General features: G+C 69.1%; 11 protein-coding genes and 1 pseudogene. 9 read left to right on the top strand and 3 right to left on the bottom strand.

Annotation, left to right across the window (positions count from 1 at the left end; genetic code table 11):
* Positions 1 to 27: 27 nt before the first annotated feature.
* A complete protein-coding gene (locus tag ACJX2R_RS21015; RefSeq protein WP_413101391.1) occupies positions 28 to 1,623 on the top strand; it encodes a N,N-dimethylformamidase beta subunit family domain-containing protein in 1,596 nt (531 codons plus the stop codon).
* A 51-nt stretch (positions 1,624 to 1,674) separates the two neighbouring features.
* On the opposite strand, the gene ACJX2R_RS21020 is transcribed toward ACJX2R_RS21015, so the two are convergent.
* Entirely contained in the window at positions 1,675 to 4,566 is a 2,892-nt protein-coding gene (locus ACJX2R_RS21020; RefSeq protein ID WP_413101392.1) for a glycoside hydrolase family 48 protein, read from the bottom strand.
* Positions 4,567 to 4,865: 299 nt separating this feature from the next.
* Between ACJX2R_RS21020 and ACJX2R_RS21025 the strand changes: the two genes are divergently transcribed.
* From ACJX2R_RS21025 to ACJX2R_RS21035, 3 genes are all read left to right on the top strand, one after another.
* Positions 4,866 to 6,059, top strand: coding sequence for a glycoside hydrolase family 5 protein (locus tag ACJX2R_RS21025; protein ID WP_413101393.1), 1,194 nt, complete (start codon positions 4,866 to 4,868; stop codon positions 6,057 to 6,059).
* Positions 6,056 to 7,423 carry a glycoside hydrolase family 6 protein gene (locus ACJX2R_RS21030; RefSeq protein ID WP_413101394.1) on the top strand — a complete coding sequence of 456 codons (1,368 nt, stop codon included), beginning with the start codon at positions 6,056 to 6,058 and terminating at the stop codon, positions 7,421 to 7,423. The genes ACJX2R_RS21025 and ACJX2R_RS21030 overlap by 4 nt, the downstream gene beginning before the upstream one ends.
* Before the next feature lie 181 nt (positions 7,424 to 7,604).
* Complete coding sequence (locus tag ACJX2R_RS21035) at positions 7,605 to 7,910, top strand: hypothetical protein (RefSeq protein ID WP_413101395.1); 306 nt, start codon at positions 7,605 to 7,607, stop codon at positions 7,908 to 7,910.
* An 86-nt stretch (positions 7,911 to 7,996) separates the two neighbouring features.
* Here the strand turns inward: ACJX2R_RS21035 and ACJX2R_RS21040 are convergent, their stop codons facing one another.
* Positions 7,997 to 9,043 carry a LacI family DNA-binding transcriptional regulator gene (locus ACJX2R_RS21040; protein ID WP_413101396.1) on the bottom strand — a complete coding sequence of 349 codons (1,047 nt, stop codon included), beginning with the start codon at positions 9,041 to 9,043 and terminating at the stop codon, positions 7,997 to 7,999.
* A gap of 280 nt (positions 9,044 to 9,323) precedes the next feature.
* Between ACJX2R_RS21040 and ACJX2R_RS21045 the strand changes: the two genes are divergently transcribed.
* The 5 genes from ACJX2R_RS21045 (at position 9,324) to ACJX2R_RS21065 (ending at position 15,975) form a co-directional block, all read left to right on the top strand.
* Positions 9,324 to 10,655 (top strand): ABC transporter substrate-binding protein, encoded by a 1,332-nt coding sequence (locus tag ACJX2R_RS21045; protein WP_413101397.1) that lies wholly within the window; start codon positions 9,324 to 9,326, stop codon positions 10,653 to 10,655.
* Between the two features lie 7 nt (positions 10,656 to 10,662).
* Positions 10,663 to 11,688, top strand: a complete 1,026-nt coding sequence (locus ACJX2R_RS21050) for a carbohydrate ABC transporter permease (RefSeq protein ID WP_413101398.1) — start codon at positions 10,663 to 10,665, stop codon at positions 11,686 to 11,688.
* A 17-nt stretch (positions 11,689 to 11,705) separates the two neighbouring features.
* On the top strand, positions 11,706 to 12,620 hold the full coding sequence (locus ACJX2R_RS21055; protein ID WP_413101399.1) for a carbohydrate ABC transporter permease: 915 nt from the start codon (positions 11,706 to 11,708) through the stop codon (positions 12,618 to 12,620).
* A gap of 74 nt (positions 12,621 to 12,694) precedes the next feature.
* Positions 12,695 to 14,101, top strand: a complete 1,407-nt coding sequence (locus ACJX2R_RS21060) for a GH1 family beta-glucosidase (RefSeq protein ID WP_413101400.1) — start codon at positions 12,695 to 12,697, stop codon at positions 14,099 to 14,101.
* A gap of 182 nt (positions 14,102 to 14,283) precedes the next feature.
* Positions 14,284 to 15,975, top strand: coding sequence for a cytochrome b (locus tag ACJX2R_RS21065; RefSeq protein WP_413101401.1), 1,692 nt, complete (start codon positions 14,284 to 14,286; stop codon positions 15,973 to 15,975).
* A 350-nt stretch (positions 15,976 to 16,325) separates the two neighbouring features.
* Here the strand turns inward: ACJX2R_RS21065 and ACJX2R_RS21070 are convergent.
* Positions 16,326 to 17,216: pseudogene (locus tag ACJX2R_RS21070) on the bottom strand (chitinase); the annotation flags it as partial.
* Between the last annotated feature and the right edge of the window lie 260 nt (positions 17,217 to 17,476).

Here is a 17,476-nt window from a genome sequence, read left to right on the forward strand (position 1 = left end):
CCCCGCCCCGCGCCCCACGATGGTCCGGTGGACGGAGATCACGGCCGGATATCCGGTGGGCTGGGCCGCCGCCGCTTCCTCGGAGCCGCCGCCGCGGCCGGTGCCGCGGCGGCGGTCGCGACGGGCTGCGACTCCTCGGCCGAGCGGAACGGCCACCGCGCCCGCCCGTCCCGGCGCGCCGACGCCGCGCGCCGGGCGGAGGAGGCGGAGCGGGCCCGGCCGGGCAGTGCCGACTGGCGCATCCGCTCGGCGGGGCCGCCCGACGCCATCGAGGGCTACACCGACCGGGTGAGCGTGCTGCCCGACGAGGAGGTCGGCCTCCATGTGTCGACCACCGCCCCCGCCTTCCGCGTATCGGCCTACCGGATCGGCTGGTACGGCGGGGCGCAGGCGCGGCTGGTGTGGCGGTCGGGACGGGTGGACGGCAGGAAGCAAGGCGCGCCCCGGTTCCTCGACGCCACCCGCACGGTGCGGGCCGACTGGGACCGTTCGCTCCGCATACGCGCCCGGAACTGGCCGGAGGGCTCGTATCTGCTGCGGCTGGACGCCTCGAACGGCCATCAGCGCTATGTGCCGCTGATCGTGCGCTCGCGGCAGGCGCGGGGCCGGACCCTGCTGATGCACGCACCGGCCACCTGGCAGGCGTACAACACCTGGGGCGGCTACAGCCTCTACCAGGGCCGGGACGGTGCGTACGGGTCGCGCTCGCTGGCCGTCAGCTTCGACCGGCCGTACGCGAGCAGCGGGGCGGAGAAGTTCCTGGTCCACGAGCGGGCCGTGGTGGTCCTCGCCGAACGGCTGGGCCTCCCGCTCGCGTACACCACGGGCGTGGACGTCCATCTGCGACCGGCCGTGCTCGAGGGCGCCTCGGCCGCCCTGTCGCTCGGTCACGACGAGTACTGGACCCCGCGGCAGCGGCGGTACGTGACCCGGGCCCGGGACGGCGGCACCAATCTGGCCTTCCTCGGCGCCAACACCTGCTTCCGCCGGATCCGGCTGGAGCCAGGCCCCGGCGGCGCCCCCGCGCGCACCGTGGTCTGCTACAAGACCGCCTACCGGGACGACCCGTACCTGGTGAACCATCGCGACCTGGCGACCACCGACTTCCGCCAGCCCCCCGCGCCCGACCCCGAGTCCTCGCTGACCGGCGTCCTCTACGAGGGCTACCCGACCGACGCCCCGTACGTCGTCCTGGACGGCGGCCACTGGCTGTTCGCCGGGACCGGGGTGGACGACGGCGACTCCTTCGACCATCTGGTGGGGGTGGAGTACGACCGGGTCACCCCGGGCGATCCCACCCCGGCGCCGCTGCGGATCATCGCCCACTCCCCCCTGGTCTGCCGGGGGCGGCACAGCCACGCGGACACCGCGTACTACACCGTGGCGAGCGGGGCGGGGGTCTTCGCCTCGGGGACGATGCGCTGGGTGGAGGCCCTGATGGCGGGCACCTCCGAGAACGGGCGCGATCACGGGATGGACGCGCGCACCAGGGCCTTCGTCACCCGCACCACGGAGAATCTGCTGCGCGCCTTCGCGGCGGGGCCCTGCGGCAGGGACAAGCCGCGGCCGGAGGACAACGTGCGCGCGGTGTACGGAGCCGGGGCACGGACCGAACTCACGTGAGCGGCGGGGCTCCCGCACCCGGGAGCCCCGCCTGTCAGGCGCCGGAACCGGCTATTCGAAGAGGTCCGCGTACGACCCCATCGCCAGCGCGATGTCCGCCTGGGCCCAGAACCGGTGGTACGTGAAGCTGGGCACCGCGCCGCCCTTCAGATACGCCTCGACCTTCGACCAGGCCGGGTCGTCCTTGTAGAAGGAGCGGATCGACATGAAGGTGGAGCTGGAGTCGATCTTGTCACCGTTCGGCATGGTCCCGGTCCAGCCGCTGGGGACGTAGACCGGGTCGTCGAAGCGGTTGTAGTCGGCGCGGGTCTCGGGGACCGCGATGCCGAGGGCGTCCTGGTAGTTGTTCCACATGCCGTCCAGCAGCGCCTTCGCGGTGTCCCTGGCCTTGGTGTCGCCGGACTTGGCGGCGTAGTAGGACAGGGTCTTGGCGTACGCGGCCGCCACGCCGACGTCATTGGTGTAGTCGGCGACGGTGACGTGCAGGTTCGCGTTGGCGCCGGGGCTGGAGGCGTTCCAGGTGTCGGGCTGGCCGGACCACTGGAGGGTGGACGGGATCTGGTAGGTGCCGTCGGCGTTGACGGTGGTCTTGGACAGCGCCCACTTCACCCACTTGTCCAGGACCGTCTTGGCGGAGGCGTCACCGGTGCGGTTGTAGTACTCCGCGACGCGCTCCATGGACCACGCCTGGAAGCCGAACCACTGGTTGGACGGCGGGTCGTGGTAGACCGGCTTCTCGTCGTAGTACATGCCGTAGAAGGTGGAGCTGCCCGACGGCGGTGTGGCGTAGCGGCCCTGCCAGCTGTTGGTGGCGCCGCCCGCGATGGCGCCCTCGCTGGACTGGAGCCAGCGGTAGAACTCCAGCTGGCGCTTGAGGCTGGTGGACCAGTCGCTCGCGCCCGTCGCGGACTTGGGCTTGAGGTCGGCGTACGAGCTCAGGGCCCAGGCCGCCATGGGGTTCTGGTAGCCGCCGTGGGCGTGGCTGGAGCCGATGCGCCAGGACCAGCCCGCGGAGGTGTCGGTGGCGCCGCCCCAGGCGTAGTACCAGGACAGCAGGTAGTGGGAGCTGTTCTTGCCGCTCCCGGCCGGGCAGGCGGTCTCCCCGACACAGTTGCCGATCTTCTTGAAGTACTTGTCGTACATCGCGTAGCGCAGATAGTCGCCCATCTTGGCGGCCTTGGCGATGTTGCCGGAGATCTGGCCGCCCTTGCCCTGCGCCTTGGCCCACTCCGAGGCCCAGTAGGCGGCCTGGACGACCCGGGCGTCGGCGTCGGGGGCGTTGGTGAACTTCCACTGCTTGGCGTACGCGGCGTCGCCGGTGAACAGGTCCAGGTAGCCGTTCTTGCCGCCGTACTTGAAGCCGTCGCAGGTGGGCTGGGTCACGGTCTCCCAGACCGACTCCTGCGGGCCGCGCTGGAAGGTGTTGACGTAGGACGGGCCGGTGTCGGACGGCCCCGCCTCGCACTTGCCGGGCGCGTTGCCGTAGCCGTAGACGTTGTCGACGTCCTGGATCCAGTGCATGCCGTAGATGTCATCGGTGCCGTACGCGCTCTTCAGCTCGGCGGCGATGGGGTCGTTGCCGACCGGGACGTTGCCGTTGAGCTGCGAGGGGTACTGGGAGGGCTGGTCCCACTCGGGCGCGTAGGTGGCGGGCTTGGAGGCGTTGTAGAAGCTGTTGGTGGGCTGGTCGGCGTGGGTGGGGATCATGTACTTCTCCATGAGGTCCCACGCGTTGTTGAACTTGGACCAGTCGCCGGTGACCTTGCCGTACATCGCCTGGAGCCAGATCAAGTAGCTGTACGCCTCGGAGGTCGTCTCATGGCCGTGGTCGGGGGCCTCGACGATCAGGGTCTCCACCGAGTGGTACGGAACGCCTTCGGGCGAGAAATAGCCCGCCGAGGGTGCGGTGATCTTGCCGTAGAGGTCCAGGAAGCGGGCGTCGTAGACCTTCGCGGCGGCCAGCTGGGTGACGGTGACCTCGGCCTTGGTGTGGCCTGCGGCGGTCGCGGTGAAGGTCGCGGCGCCGGTGCCGGAGTTCGCGGCGGCGACGGTCACCTGCTGGGCGGTGTCCCAGTTGGCGGGGGTGAAGGTGAGGGCGGCGCCCGAGGAGACCGTCAGCCCGGTGTTGCCCGAGGTGCGGGCGACGGAGACGGTGACGTCTCCGGACGGCTTGGTGGACAGCTTCACGCCGAACGTCCCGGTCTTGCCCTGCTGCACCCCGAGCTGCCCGGGACTGGCCACCAGCGCGGGCCCGGCCGCCACATGGATGCCTACGGGGGTGGACTCGGCGGCGGCGCCCTGGCTGTCGTACGCCTTGGCGTAGAGCGAGTAGTCGCCGGCCGGGACGTCCGTGTAGTCGAAGGAGTACGGGGAGGTGGTGTCGGTGCCGAGGAGCTTGGTGTCGCTGTAGAACTCCACCTTGCTGATCGTCGCCCCGTCGGCCGCCGCGGCCGTGGCCGTCATCGGGACGGTGCCGCCGGAGGTGAAGACGGCGCCGGGTGACGGGCTGCTCAGCACCGCGATGGGCGGCTGATGGGCGCCCCGGCAGGCCACGCCGTTGACGGCGAAGGAGGTGGGGGCGGCGTTGGTGCCGCTGTAGGTGAACTGGGCGCCGGTGGTGACATTGCCCCCGGCCGCGATCTTCGCGTTGTGCCCGGCGTTGGTGACGGTGACGGTCTTGCCGGACTGCGACCAGCTGCCGTTCCAGCCGTTGGCGAGCTTCTGGTTGCCGGCGTAGTCGTACGTCAGGGTCCAGCCGTCGATGGCGTCGGTGCCGGGGTTGGTGATGGTGAGATCGGCGGTGAAGCCGGAGCCCCAGTCATTGGTCTTGTAGTCGACCCCGCACTGGACCGCCGCGGCGTGCGCGGGTGCCGCGCCGCCCGCCGCGGTCATGGCCACGGGGAGCGAGAGGGCGGCGGCGAAGGTGGTCACCAGCCGTCTCATTCGTCGTCGTGCCCCGGATAAGGGCGAGCCACGCTGTACGCGCATCGGGGGACCTCCTCGCGGTTCGTGCGGTGGTGGGGGAAGTGCGAACCAGTGGGAGCGCTCCCAAGGTTCGTGTCAGCCTGAAGGAGTGTCAAGTCTTTGAACAACAGCGGGTCGTCGAACAGCTTCGACCGATAATTCGTGAACGAGGTCTGTTGACATGCGCCCGTCGAGCGCTACCTTCACTTCAACCAGTGGGAGCGGTTCCAGCAGTCTGCGCCGTATCGAACGGCGCTTGGACCTCGAGGAGTCGCTCCATGCGAGCACCCCCGCGCCTTTATGCCTTGGTGGCCGCCGCGGTGTTATCCGTGGCGGGCACCGCCTTGGTGCCCGCGGCCACGGCCACCGCCGCCACCACCGCCACCGCCTCGGCGGCGGGCGGCCCGGCCGTGGCCGCTCCGGCCGCGAGCGCCCCAGCGGTGACCGCGCCCACCGCGGCACCGCCGAGGCTTCGCGCCTCAGGCAACAAGCTCGTCGACGAGAACGGCGCCACCCGGCGGCTGCTGGGCGTCAACCGCTCCGGCGGTGAGTTCATGTGCGTCCAGGGGCGTGGCATCTTCGACGGCCCCGTGGACGACGCGGCCGTCAAGGCCATCGCCGACTGGAAGGTCAACGCGGTCCGGATCCCGCTCAACGAGGAGTGCTGGCTCGGCCTTTCCCATATCAACGCGGCCTACGGAGGGGCCAACTACATCGCGGCCGTCAAGGCACTCGTCGCCCGGCTGGAGGCCCGTGGCATCACGCCCATAGTCGAACTCCACTGGAGCCACGGCAGATACACCGGCGGGGACAGCCACTGCGCCGACACCGAGTACGCCACCTGCCAGAAGCCGATGCCGGACGCGCAGTACACCCCGGCCTTCTGGACCTCGGTCGCCCAAACCTTCAAGGGCGACCAGGCCGTGGTCTTCGACCTGTTCAACGAGCCGTTCCCGGACCGCGCCACCTCCGACCTCACGGCGGCGTGGAAGTGCTGGCGCGACGGCGGCAGCTGCCCCGGGATCGACTTCCAGGTCGCCGGGATGCAGACGCTGCTGAACGCCGTACGGGCCACCGGCGCCAGGAACCTGGTGCTGATCCCCGGGGTCGCCTACTCCAACGATCTGCGCCAGTGGCTGACGCACAAGCCGAACGACCCGGCGGGCAACCTCGCCGCCGCCTGGCACACCTACAACTTCAACACCTGCGCCGGCGAGAGCTGTTTCAACGAACAGGTGGCCCCGGTCATCGCCCAAGTCCCGTTCGTGGCGGGCGAGATCGGCGAGAACACCTGCTCCCACGGCTATGTCGACCGGGTCATGGCCTGGCTGGACGCCAAGGGCGCCTCGTATCTGGGGTGGACCTGGAACACCTGGGACTGTTCCTCGGGCCCGTCCCTGATCAGCGATTACAACGGCACGCCGACCAACTACGGCGTGGGACTCCGCGATCATCTGAAGGGAATGCAATGAGCCGCAGAATCCGAATGGCGGGCACCCTGCTCGCCGCCTCCGCGCTGACCATGGGGGCGCTGACCGGTGTGGCGTCCGCCCAGGTGGACAGCGGCAGGGCGGCCGCCGCGAAGGTCGACAACCCGTACTCGGGCGCCAAGGTGTACGTGAACCCCGACTGGTCGGCGAAGGCCGCCGCCGAGCCCGGTGGCAGCAAGGTCTCCAACCAGCCGACCGGTATCTGGCTGGACCGGATCGCCGCGATCAACGGCACGGGCGGCGCGATGGGGCTGCGCGCCCACCTCGACGAGGCGCTGAAGCAGTCCGGCGGCAGCCCGACCGTCGTCCAGTTAGTGGTCTACGACCTCCCCGGCCGTGACTGCTCCGCGCTGGCGTCCAACGGCGAGCTCGGCCCGACCGAGATCGACAAGTACAAGACGCAGTTCATCGACCCGATCGCGGCGATCCTCTCCGAGTCCAAGTACGCCAACTCGAGTCTGCGGATCGTCAACACGATCGAGGTCGACTCGCTGCCCAACCTGGTCACCAACACCGGCGGCAAGCCCACCGCGACGCCCGAGTGCGACACGATGAAGGCGAACGGCAACTATGTGAAGGGCGTCGGCTACGCCCTGAACAAGCTGGGCTCGATCGGCAACGTCTACAACTACATCGACGCCGGGCACCACGGCTGGATCGGCTGGGACGACAACTTCAACCCCACCGCACAGGTGATCAAGCAGGCGGCGACGGCCGAGGGCAGCACGGTCGACAAGGTGGCCGGCATCATCGTCAACACGGCCAACTACAGCGCGCTCAAGGAGAACAACTTCACCATCAACGACTCGGTCAACGGCACCACCGTGCGCCAGTCGAAGTGGGTGGACTGGAACCGGTACGTGGACGAGCTCTCCTACGCCCAGGCGTTCCGCCAGGAGCTGGTCAGCGTCGGCTTCCCGAGCAACATCGGCGCGCTGATCGACACCTCCCGCAACGGCTGGGGCGGCTCGGCCCGGCCCAGCGGCCCCGGCGCGAAGACGGACGTGGACACGTACGTCAACGGCGGGCGCTACGACCGCCGGATCCACGTCGGCAACTGGTGCAACCAGTCCGGCGCCGGGCTCGGGGAGCGGCCCAAGGCGGCACCCGCTTCCGGGATCGACGCGTATGTGTGGATGAAGCCCCCGGGCGAGTCGGACGGCTCGAGCTCCTCGATCCCGAACGACGAGGGCAAGGGCTTCGACCGGATGTGCGACCCGACGTACACCGGCAACCCGCGCAACGGCAACAACATGTCGGGGGCGCTGCCGAACGCTCCGCTGTCGGGCCACTGGTTCTCGGCCCAGTTCCAGGAGCTGCTGAAGAACGCCTACCCGGCGCTGTAACCGCACGACCCGTCCCCTGAGAAGCGGGGCCGGTGGACGCGCACGCGCGCTCCACCGGCCCCGTCGGCGTATCAAGCCCGGGTCCGGAGGGGGAGCGCGGCCGATGCGCCACTTGGTGTAGACATGCCGATGTCGTTTGCCGGTAAGCCAAATCGCCCTCGGGGAACGGGAAATCGTGATCATGTTTTACATCGTCACCGCGGTCATAGCGGTAGTCACCGGCGCAGTGGTGTATCCACTTGTTCGGCGCGACCTCAGCCCGAGGGCGGCGCTGTTGGCCACCGGGTGTCTTGCCGTGGCCGTCTGCGCCGGGTGGGTGTTGGTGCTTTTCCATGTGCTGGTCGGTTGCGCGGTCGGGCTGGTGGTCTATCTGGTCATGCGCCGCCGCCTGACGGGCATCCAGGCGGTGGTGGTCGGTGGCGCCGGTTACGTCGTCGGCACGCTGCTGTCAGTCGTCGCTCTGGTGATCGCCCTCAGCGGTATGTAGATGGCCGCAGGCCACGCGAGCGCACCCGCACCCGCACCCGACGGGGCCGGTGGACAGCGTCCCCCGGCCCCGCACCCATTGCCGGCTCAGGAGGACTCCCTGCGCACCAGTTGCGTCGGCAGCACCATCTGCGGCCGCTTGGCCGTGCGGTCCGAGCGCCCCGCGATCTCCTCGAGCAGCACCCGCACCATCGCCCGGCCCATCTCCTCCGTGGCCTGCCGGACACTCGTGAGCGGAGGGTCCATATGGCGGGCGACGGCCGAGTCCTCGAAGCCGACCAGCGCCACATCGTCCGGGACGCGGCGGCCGTTCTCGCGCAGCACCTGACGGGCGCCCGCGGCCATCACGTCCGAGGCGGCGAAGACCCCGTCCAGGTCCGGGCGCTGGCTGAGCAGTTGCCGCATCGCCCGGCGGCCGCCCTCCTCGGTGAAGTCCGCGGAGGCCACCAGCTCCGCCTCCACCTCCCGGCCCGCCGCCCGGACCGCGGCGCGGTAGCCCTCCAGGCGGCACTGCGCGACATACATGTCCAGCGGGCCGGTGATGGTGGCGACCGTCTCGCGGCCGCGGCCGATGAGGTGCTCCACGGCGGACTGGGCGCCGCCGGTGTTGTCCGAGTCGACGTACGGGACCGATTCATGCGCCGAGCGGCGGCCGCTGAGCACCGCGGGCATCTCGATCCGCTCCAGCAGGTCCGGAAGCGGATCGTCCGCGTGGACGGAGACCAGCAGCACCCCGTCGACCCGGTGCGCGGAGAGGTAGTCCGCGAGCCGCTGCCGCTCCTTGGGCGTGCGGATGAGGGTGAGCAGCAGCTGGAGATCGGTGTCGGCGAGCTCGGCGCCGACACCGCGGATGATGTCGGAGAAGTACGGTTCGGCGAAGAGCCGGGTCTCGGGCTCGGGGATGACCAGGGCTACGGCGTCGGCGCGGTTGGCGGCGAGGGCGCGGGCCACCCGGTTCGGCACATAGCCGAGTTCGGCGACGGCCTGCTCCACGGCCGTACGGGTGCGGTCGCTGACCCGGGGTGAACCGTTGATCACCCGGGACACGGTGCCGCGGCCGACCCCGGCGCGGGCCGCCACCTCCTCGAGGGTCGGCCGTCCCCGTCCCGCGCCATGCCGCCGCGTTCCTGCCATATCGCGCCTCCAGCCGTCCATGCCCAGCAGCTCCAACCCCCCAAATGGGCGGCTGCGGGGACATTCAACAGCAGTGTGGTTTCGGGAAGTTGTTTCGCGCACTCCCTTGACACCCCAGCGGGGAGCCGCGACCCTTCAACACATCACAGCTGGGAGCGCTCCCACCGTACCCGAGCCATACACAACCCGCACGATGCCCACCCGACTCGATGCATCTCAAAGAGCCATGTATCACTACTTTTTGGCCGGAAGCCGTTGGGCCGGGCGCTAGGAGGACGGAATGCGCAGGAACACTGGTAGTCACCGCAGCACAGCCGTGGTCCTCGCGGCCGTCGCCGCTTTAGGAGCCGGGCTGCTCAGCGGCTGCGCCGATGACGGCGACGACGGATCGACCGGCTCGTCCGGCGGCGGCGACAGCAAGGGCAAGACGGTCGTGACCGTCGGCACATACGGCGTCATGGGTTTCAAACAGGCCGGGCTCTATGACGAGTACACAAAGCTGCACCCCGATATCAAGATCGAAGAGAATGTGATCGACCCGGCCTCGAACTACTACCCGCAGCTGCTCACCCACCTCGGCTCGGGCAGCGGGCTCGCCGACATCCAGGCGGTCGAGGTGGGCAACATCAATGAGGTCACCACCACCCAGGCCGACAAGTTCGTTGATCTTTCGAAGGCAGACGGCGTCAAAAAGGAAAACTTCCTCGACTGGAAGTGGGCGCAGGCCACCGCCAAGGGAAAGACGATCGGCCTCGGCACGGACGTGGGCCCGATGGCGATCTGCTACCGCAAGGACCTCTTCGAGCAGGCCGGGCTCCCGTCCGACCGTGACGCGGTCTCCAAGCTCTGGGCGGGCGACTGGCAGAAGTACCTCGACGCCGGCAAGGACTACGCGAAGAAGGCGCCGAGCGGAGCCGCGTTCCTGGACTCGGCCGGCGGACTGTTCAACGCGGCGGTCTCCGGCGGCTCGGAGGTCTACTACGACAAGAGCGGGAAGCCCATCTACAAGGACGGCCCGGCCGTCAAGAAGGCGTGGAAGCTGGCGACCGACGCGTCCGCGTCCAAGCTCTCCGCCAAGCTCCAGGAGTTCACCAAGCCCTGGCAGCAGGCGCTCGCCAACGGCAAGTTCGCCACCGTCTCCTGCCCGGCCTGGATGCTCGGCCAGATCAAGGAGTACGCCGGGGACAAGTACAAGGGCAAGTGGGACGTCGCGGCCGCCCCCCAGCCCGCCAACTGGGGCGGCTCCTTCCTCTCCGTGCCGCAGGCGGCGAAGAACAAGGACGAGGCGGTCAAGCTCGCCGCCTGGCTGACCGCGCCCGAGCAGCAGGCCAAGCTCTTCGAGAAGCAGGCGAGCTTCCCCAGCGCCCAGGCCGCGTACAGCCTTCCCCAGGTGGCCGACGCCAAGCTCCCCTACTTCAACAACGCGCCCATCGGCAAGATCTTCTCCCAGGCCGCGAAGGACAGTCCGACGCAGATCCTGGGCCCGAAGGACGCCGTCATCAAGCAGAACTTCACCGATGTCGGCCTGCTCCAGGTCGAGCAGCAGGGCAAGTCCGCCGACGAAGGCTGGAAGGCCGCGATCAAGACGAACGACAACGCGCTGGATCAGTGACCCGGACATGACCGCACCTTCCGGTTTTACCCCTGATACGGCCGCGCCCCCCGCAGGGCAGGGGGGCGCGGCCCCGCGCGCCGCGACCGCGCCGGCGCCCGACCCGGCCGAGCAGCGGCGCCGCGACCGGCGCAGCCGCCGCTACCGCTGGGATGTGCGATGGAGCCCGTACGCCTTCGTCGCCCCCTTCTTCATCTTCTTCGCCGCCTTCGGCCTCTTCCCGCTGCTCTACACGGGGTGGGCCTCGCTGCACCAAGTGGAGCTCACCAACCCCACCCATATGGAGTGGGCGGGGTGGCACAACTTCTCCCGGCTGTGGGAAGACGAGTTCTTCTGGAAAGCGCTGCGGAACACCTTCACCATCGGAGTGATCTCCACCGTTCCCCAGCTGCTGATGGCCCTCGGGATCGCGCATCTGCTCAACTACCGGCTGCGCGCCTCGATGTTCTTCCGGGTGGCGATCCTCACCCCGTACGCCACCTCCGTCGCCGCCGCCACGCTGGTGTTCGCGCTGCTCTTCGGGCGTGACTACGGCATGGTCAACTGGTCCCTGGGGCTGGTCGGGCTGGACGGCATCGACTGGCAGAACGGCACCTGGACCTCGCAGATCGCGGTCTCCACGATCGTCATCTGGCGGTGGACCGGTTACAACGCGCTGATCTACCTGGCCGCCATGCAGGCCGTGCCGAACGATCTGTACGAGTCAGCGGCGCTGGACGGGGCCTCGCGCTGGAAGCAGTTCCTGCATGTCACCATCCCGTCGCTGCGGCCCACCATCCTCTTCACGGTCGTCGTCTCCACGATCGGGGCCACCCAGCTCTTCGGTGAGCCACTGCTGTTCAACACCGCGGGGACGGCCACCGGCGGTGCCGACCACCAGTACCAGACGCTCGGCCTGTACATGTACGAGCAGGGCTGGGTGAACCTGCACCTCGGCCGGGCCTCCGCCATCGCCTGGACGATGTTCCTGATCCTGCTGCTGATCGCCGCGGCCAACGCGCTGTTCGCGCGACGGCTGCGAAAGAGCCAGTGAGGGAGACGAGGAGAACCATGAGCGTCACTGTCTCTTCCCGGCGGACTCTCGATCCGGCGGCTCCCGCGCACACCGCTCCGCGGGGCGGAAAGGGCCGCGGCCGAGCGGGCAGGCAGCTGCACGGGGGCAAGATCACCTACGCCGTGCTGATCCTGTTCACCATCGGCTCGCTCTTCCCGCTGGTGTGGACCGCCATCGCCGCCTCCCGCACCAACACCCGGCTGGCCCAGACACCCCCTCCCCTGTGGTTCGGCGGCAACCTCTTCAACAACCTGGACAAGGCGTGGAACGGCGCCAACATGGGCACCGCGCTGCTCAACACGACGGTGGTGGCGGGCACGGTCGCGGCGTCGACCGTGCTGTTCTCGACCGTCGCGGGCTTCGCCTTCGCCAAGCTGCGCTTCCGCTTCAAGAACATCCTGCTGATGCTCACCATCGGGACGATGATGGTGCCGCCCCAGCTCAGCGTCGTGCCGCTGTACATGATGGTGGCCAAGCTGGAGTGGACCGACCAGCTCCAGGCGGTCATCGTGCCGACGCTCGTCAGCGCCTTCGGGGTCTTCTTCATGCGGCAGTACCTCTCCCAGGCGCTGCCGACCGAGCTGATCGAGGCGGCGCGGATGGACGGCGCCAGCAGCCTGCGGATCATCTGGCATGTCGTCTTCCCGGCGGCGCGTCCGGCGATGGCGGTGCTGGGAATGCTCACCTTCGTCCAATCGTGGAACGACTTCTTCTGGCCGTTCATCGCGCTCACGCAGAACGGCAACCCGACCATGCAGGTGGCACTGACCGGTCTGAGCCGGGGATACACCCCGGATCAGTCACTGATCATGGCGGGGGCGCTGCTGGGCACCCTGCCGCTGCTGATCGCCTTCGTCCTCTTCGGCAAGCAGATTGTGGGGGGCATCATGCAGGGCGCGGTCAAGGGCTGAGCGCCCCGCGACCACCGCTCCGTCCTCCCTCCCCATTTCCTCCCCTCCCCACGACCTCGAATGGGAGCGCTTCCATGACTCTTACCTTCCCGCCCGGATTCCTGTGGGGCGCGGCCTCGGCCGCCTATCAGGTCGAGGGCGCCGCCCAGGAGGACGGCCGCACCCCCTCCATCTGGGACACCTTCAGCCACACCCCGGGCAAGGTGCTCGCCGGTGACACCGGTGATGTGGCGGTCGACCACTACCACCGCTTCCGCGAGGACGTCCGGCTGATGGCGGAGCTGAACCTGGGGGCGTACCGCTTCTCGGTGTCCTGGTCACGGGTGCAGCCGACCGGCCGGGGGCCGGCCGTGCAGCGCGGGCTCGACTTCTACCGCTCGCTGGTGGACGAGCTGCTGGGCGCGGGCATCCAGCCGGTGGTCACCCTCTACCACTGGGACCTGCCCCAGGAGCTGGAGAACGCGGGCGGGTGGCCGGAGCGCGAGACCGCCGAGCGGTTCGCCGAGTACGCGGGCATCGTGGCGGAGGCGCTGGGCGACCGCGTCGAGTTCTGGACCACCCTCAACGAGCCGTGGTGCAGCGCCTTCCTGGGCTATGGCTCGGGGGTGCACGCCCCGGGCCGCACCGAGCGGCTGGCCCCGCTGCGCGCCGCCCACCATCTGAACCTCGCCCATGGCCTCGGCGCCCAGGCGCTGCGCGCCGCGCTCCCCGCCCGCGCTCAGCTCGCCATCAGCCTCAACCCGGCCGTGGTCCGGCCGCTCACCGACAAACCCGAGGACCTGGACGCGGCGCGGCGTATCGACGCGCTGGCCAATCGCGTCTTCGCCGGGCCGCTGCTGCGCGGTGCGTACCCCAGCGACCTGATCAAGGACACCGCCTCGATCACCGACTGGTCGTTCGTCCGCGACGGCGATCTGGCCGTCATCAAGCACCCCCTGGACGCGCTGGGCATCAACTACTACACACCGTCATTGGTATCAGCCGCCACCGACAACGACGGCTCGCCCGCCCGTCACGACGGCCACGGCGCCAGTGACCACTCCCCGTGGCCGGGCTCGGAGGGGGTGGCGTTCCACCAGACCCCGGGCGAGCACACCGAGATGGGCTGGACGATCGACCCGACCGGGCTGCACGACCTGCTGATGCGCTACAGCCGTGAGGCGCCGGGCGTACCGCTGTACATCACCGAGAACGGGGCCGCGTTCGACGACAAGCCGGACGCGGAGGGCGCGGTCCACGACCCGCGGCGGATCGACTACCTCCAGGCCCATCTGGCCGTGGCCCACCAGGCCATCGCGGACGGCGCCGATCTGCGCGGCTATTTCCTGTGGTCGCTGATGGACAACTTCGAATGGGCGTACGGCTACAGCAAGCGCTTCGGCGCGGTCTATGTCGACTATCCGACGCAAGCGCGGGTGCCGAAGTCCAGCGCCCGCTGGTACGCCCGGGTGGCCCGCACCGGAGAGCTTCCGGCGGCCTGACCGGGGCCTCAAAGTCCACGGCGCCGCCCGCTGGGGGGCGGGCGGCGCCGCGGATCGCGGGAGAGGTGCGCATACGGGCGCAAGCGGGCCGGAGCGTTCTTCCTTCAATGGGGTTACGCCCTGATCCACCCGGCGGAAGGGCGCCGTCATCCGTGGAGTATGCCTGGTAAACCCATTGAGACATGAGAGCATTTCCGGAGCGCCGGCAGAGGTTCCGCGATGAGCCATCCGGTCGGCGCGCGCCCGCCGGAAAAGGCGAGGCCCTCGCCGACTGGTTCGACGGCCGGGTGGGCCTGTTCAAGATGGCCAAGGCCAATCTGCGCAAGGTCTTCCCCGACCACTGGTCGTTCCTGATCGGTGAGATCGCCCTCTATACGTTCATCATCATCATTCTGACCGGGGTCTATCTGACCCTGTTCTTCAAACCCGCGATGAACGAGGTGGTCTACGCCGGCCGGTGGACGCCGCTGAGCGGTATCCGCATGTCGCAGGCGTACGCGTCCACGCTGGACATCAGCTTCGATGTGCGCGGTGGACTGCTGATGCGGCAGGTCCACCACTGGGCGGCCATCGTCTTCATCGCCAGCATGATCGTCCATATGATGCGGACGTTCTTCAACGGCGTCTTCCGCAAACCGCGCGAGATCAACTGGCTGTCCGGCGCCGGTCTGCTGATTCTCGGGATGTTCGACGGCTTCATGGGTTATTCGCTGCCCGACGATCTGCTGTCGGGCACCGGTCTGCGCTTCATGGAGGGCGCGATCCTGTCGATCCCTATCGTCGGCACCTATCTGTCGTTCTTCTTCTTCGGCGGCCAATTCCCGGGGGATTCGATCGTGCCACGGCTGTTCACCGTGCACGTCCTGCTGATTCCGGGCATCATGCTCGGGCTGCTCGCGCTCCATATGATTCTGCTCGTCTACCACAAGCACACACATCACCCGGGGCCCGGCGCGAAGAACATGAATATCGTGGGGCCGCCCCTGTGGCCGATCTACGTGGCCAAGTCCGGCGGATTCTTCTTCCTGGTCTTCGGGGTCACCACCCTGATGTCGGCCATCGCCCAGATCAATCCGGTGTGGGCCTATGGCCCCTACCGGCCCGACCAGGTGTCCACCGATGCCCAGCCCGACTGGTATATGGGCTATTCCGAAGGGCTGATCCGGCTGATGCCGGGCTGGGAGATCAATCTCTGGGGCCACACCCTGGTGCTCGGGGTGCTGATCCCCTTCCTGGTCTTCCCCACGGTGCTGCTGGTCATCTGGCTCTATCCGTTCCTGGAGGCATGGATCACCGGGGACCGGCGCGAACACCATTTCAATGAGCGCCCACGCAACGCCCCGACCCGCAGCGCCTTCGGCGCCGCCTGGATCGCCCTCTACGCGGTGCTGCTGGCGGGCGGCGGCAATGACCTCATCGCCACCCATTTCCACCTGTCGATCAACGCGATCACCTGGACCTGCCGGATCGCCTTCTTCGTGGCACCGGTCGTGGTCTTCGTCATCACCAAGCGGATCTGTCTCGGCCTCCAGCACAAGGACCGGCAGAAACTGCTGCACGGCCGCGAGACCGGCATCATCCAGCGGCTGCCGCACGGTGAGTACGTCGAGGTGCACGAGCCGCTCTCGCCCGGGGAGAAGTACACGCTGACCGCGTACGAGCAGTACCTGCCGCTGGAGCCGCCGCCGACGGTCGACGAGGCCGGGGTCGCCCGGAAGCTCTCCTTCAAGGAGCGGCTGCGGGTTTCGCTGTCCCGGAGCTACTTCGGTCGCGACGGCCAGGTCGCCAAGGTCACGAAGGAGCAGGTGGCGGAGCATGAGGAGCACGAGGAGCGCGAGGAAGAGGTGCGGGCGGAGGAACCGCAGCGGCCCTAGGGGTTCTCCGACGGTACGCGTACGCCTGCGGCGGGCTGCTTTCCCCTCCCCGCCCCTTCCCGCAGCATCGATATGCGGCTCCACCGCGTGGAGGGGCTGCGCCCCTGGACCCCGGGGTCTGGAGGGCGGAGCCGCGGCACGGGGTCTGGGGCGGAGCCCCAATTGCGGGAAGGGGCGGGTAGGGGAAAGCATCGACATGCGGCTCCGCCGCGTGGCCCGCCGGACATCCCGTAGGGACGCCAGGACGACGGAAGCGGCGGGGCGCGGTGGGTGGGGGATCCGTCCGCGCCCCGCCATGTGGGGGGTTTCCGTGGGGGGGTGGTGAATACGGGGCTTATCCGGCTACGGCGTCAGCCGTTGAAGGCACCGAAGGCCTTGGTGAACGCGAGCTCTTCCTGGTCGATCGAGCTGCACGTCGGCGACGCGGTGTCCTGCGGGCTGGGGCACTGCTTGTCGCGGGTCGCGGACCACATCGACAGCCAGGCCAGCCCCTTGGACTTGGCGAACTCCACCACCTGGGAGGCGTCGTCGACCTTGAATATCTCGTTCTTGACGTCGTTCACGCCGATCATCGGGGTGACCGCGACGGCCTTCCACGCCTCGTCGTCGCTCAGCCCGAGCGCTTCCTTGATCTGGCCCTGCGTCGCGGTGGCGGCGTCGATCGCGTACTGGCCCATGTCGCCGTCGAAGGACGCGCCGTAGTCCATCGCCATGATGTTGACGGCGGAGACCTTCACACCGTTCTTCTTGGCGTCGGCGACCAGGTCGACACCGTCCTGGGTGAGGCCGGTCGGGAGCACCGGCAGGGTGAAGGAGACGTCCAGGTCCGAGTGCTGCTGCTGGAGCTTGGCTATCGCCTGGGCGCGGCGGGTGTTGGCCTCCTTGTTCGGGAGCGCGCTGCCCTCGATGTCGAAGTCGACCTTGGTGAGCTTGAGGGCGTCCACGACCTTGCCGTAGGCCGCGGCGAGCTCGTCCGCCGAGGTGCAGGCCAGGCCCAGCTCGGAGCCGGAGGCGCCGCCGAAGGAGACCCGGACGTCACCGCCCTTCGCGCGCAGCGCTTCGGTCTGCTTGGCCACCTCGTTGTCACCGACCTCGGTGACGCCGCCCCACTTGGGGGTACAGCCGCCACCGGAGGTGATGAAGGCGAGGTTGAACTCCTTGACGCCGGTCTTGTCGGCGGTGCCCACCATGTCGTAGGCGGGGTAGAGCGAGGTGTCGATGTACGGGGCGAAGCCGCCCGCCGCCGCGGCGGGCTTTTCGGAGGCGGAGGTCTTCTCGGAGACGGTTCCCGCGTTCGCCGCCCCGCTGAGCGCGAACGCCGTGCCACCGGCCACGACGGCGGCGGCGGTCGCGCCGATCACCTTGGTGGTCCGGCTCGCCTTGCGACGGTGCGTGCTGCTCATCAGGTGCCTGCCTTCGCTGTACGGATGTGGGGGGTTGGTGGTGCGGGCGACACGCTAGCGAGGGGAAGTCGGACAAACGGCAGGATCCGTGCACGGGC

Origin of the sequence: Streptomyces sp. Inha503, assembly GCF_047215865.1 — a bacterium.
Classification (GTDB): domain Bacteria; phylum Actinomycetota; class Actinomycetes; order Streptomycetales; family Streptomycetaceae; genus Streptomyces; species Streptomyces lycopersici.

Excerpts from the sequence above, each read along its gene's own strand:
- ACJX2R_RS21020 (WP_413101392.1), bottom strand. The coding sequence starts at position 4,566 with ATGAGACGGCTGGTGACCACCTTCGCCGCCGCCCTCTCGCTCCCCGTG.
- ACJX2R_RS21025 (WP_413101393.1), top strand. The coding sequence starts at position 4,866 with ATGCGAGCACCCCCGCGCCTTTATGCCTTGGTGGCCGCCGCGGTGTTA.
- ACJX2R_RS21030 (WP_413101394.1), top strand. The coding sequence starts at position 6,056 with ATGAGCCGCAGAATCCGAATGGCGGGCACCCTGCTCGCCGCCTCCGCG.
- ACJX2R_RS21035 (WP_413101395.1), top strand. The coding sequence starts at position 7,605 with ATGTTTTACATCGTCACCGCGGTCATAGCGGTAGTCACCGGCGCAGTG.
- ACJX2R_RS21040 (WP_413101396.1), bottom strand. The coding sequence starts at position 9,043 with ATGGCAGGAACGCGGCGGCATGGCGCGGGACGGGGACGGCCGACCCTC.
- ACJX2R_RS21045 (WP_413101397.1), top strand. The coding sequence starts at position 9,324 with ATGCGCAGGAACACTGGTAGTCACCGCAGCACAGCCGTGGTCCTCGCG.
- ACJX2R_RS21050 (WP_413101398.1), top strand. The coding sequence starts at position 10,663 with ATGACCGCACCTTCCGGTTTTACCCCTGATACGGCCGCGCCCCCCGCA.
- ACJX2R_RS21055 (WP_413101399.1), top strand. The coding sequence starts at position 11,706 with ATGAGCGTCACTGTCTCTTCCCGGCGGACTCTCGATCCGGCGGCTCCC.
- ACJX2R_RS21060 (WP_413101400.1), top strand. The coding sequence starts at position 12,695 with ATGACTCTTACCTTCCCGCCCGGATTCCTGTGGGGCGCGGCCTCGGCC.
- ACJX2R_RS21065 (WP_413101401.1), top strand. The coding sequence starts at position 14,284 with ATGAGAGCATTTCCGGAGCGCCGGCAGAGGTTCCGCGATGAGCCATCC.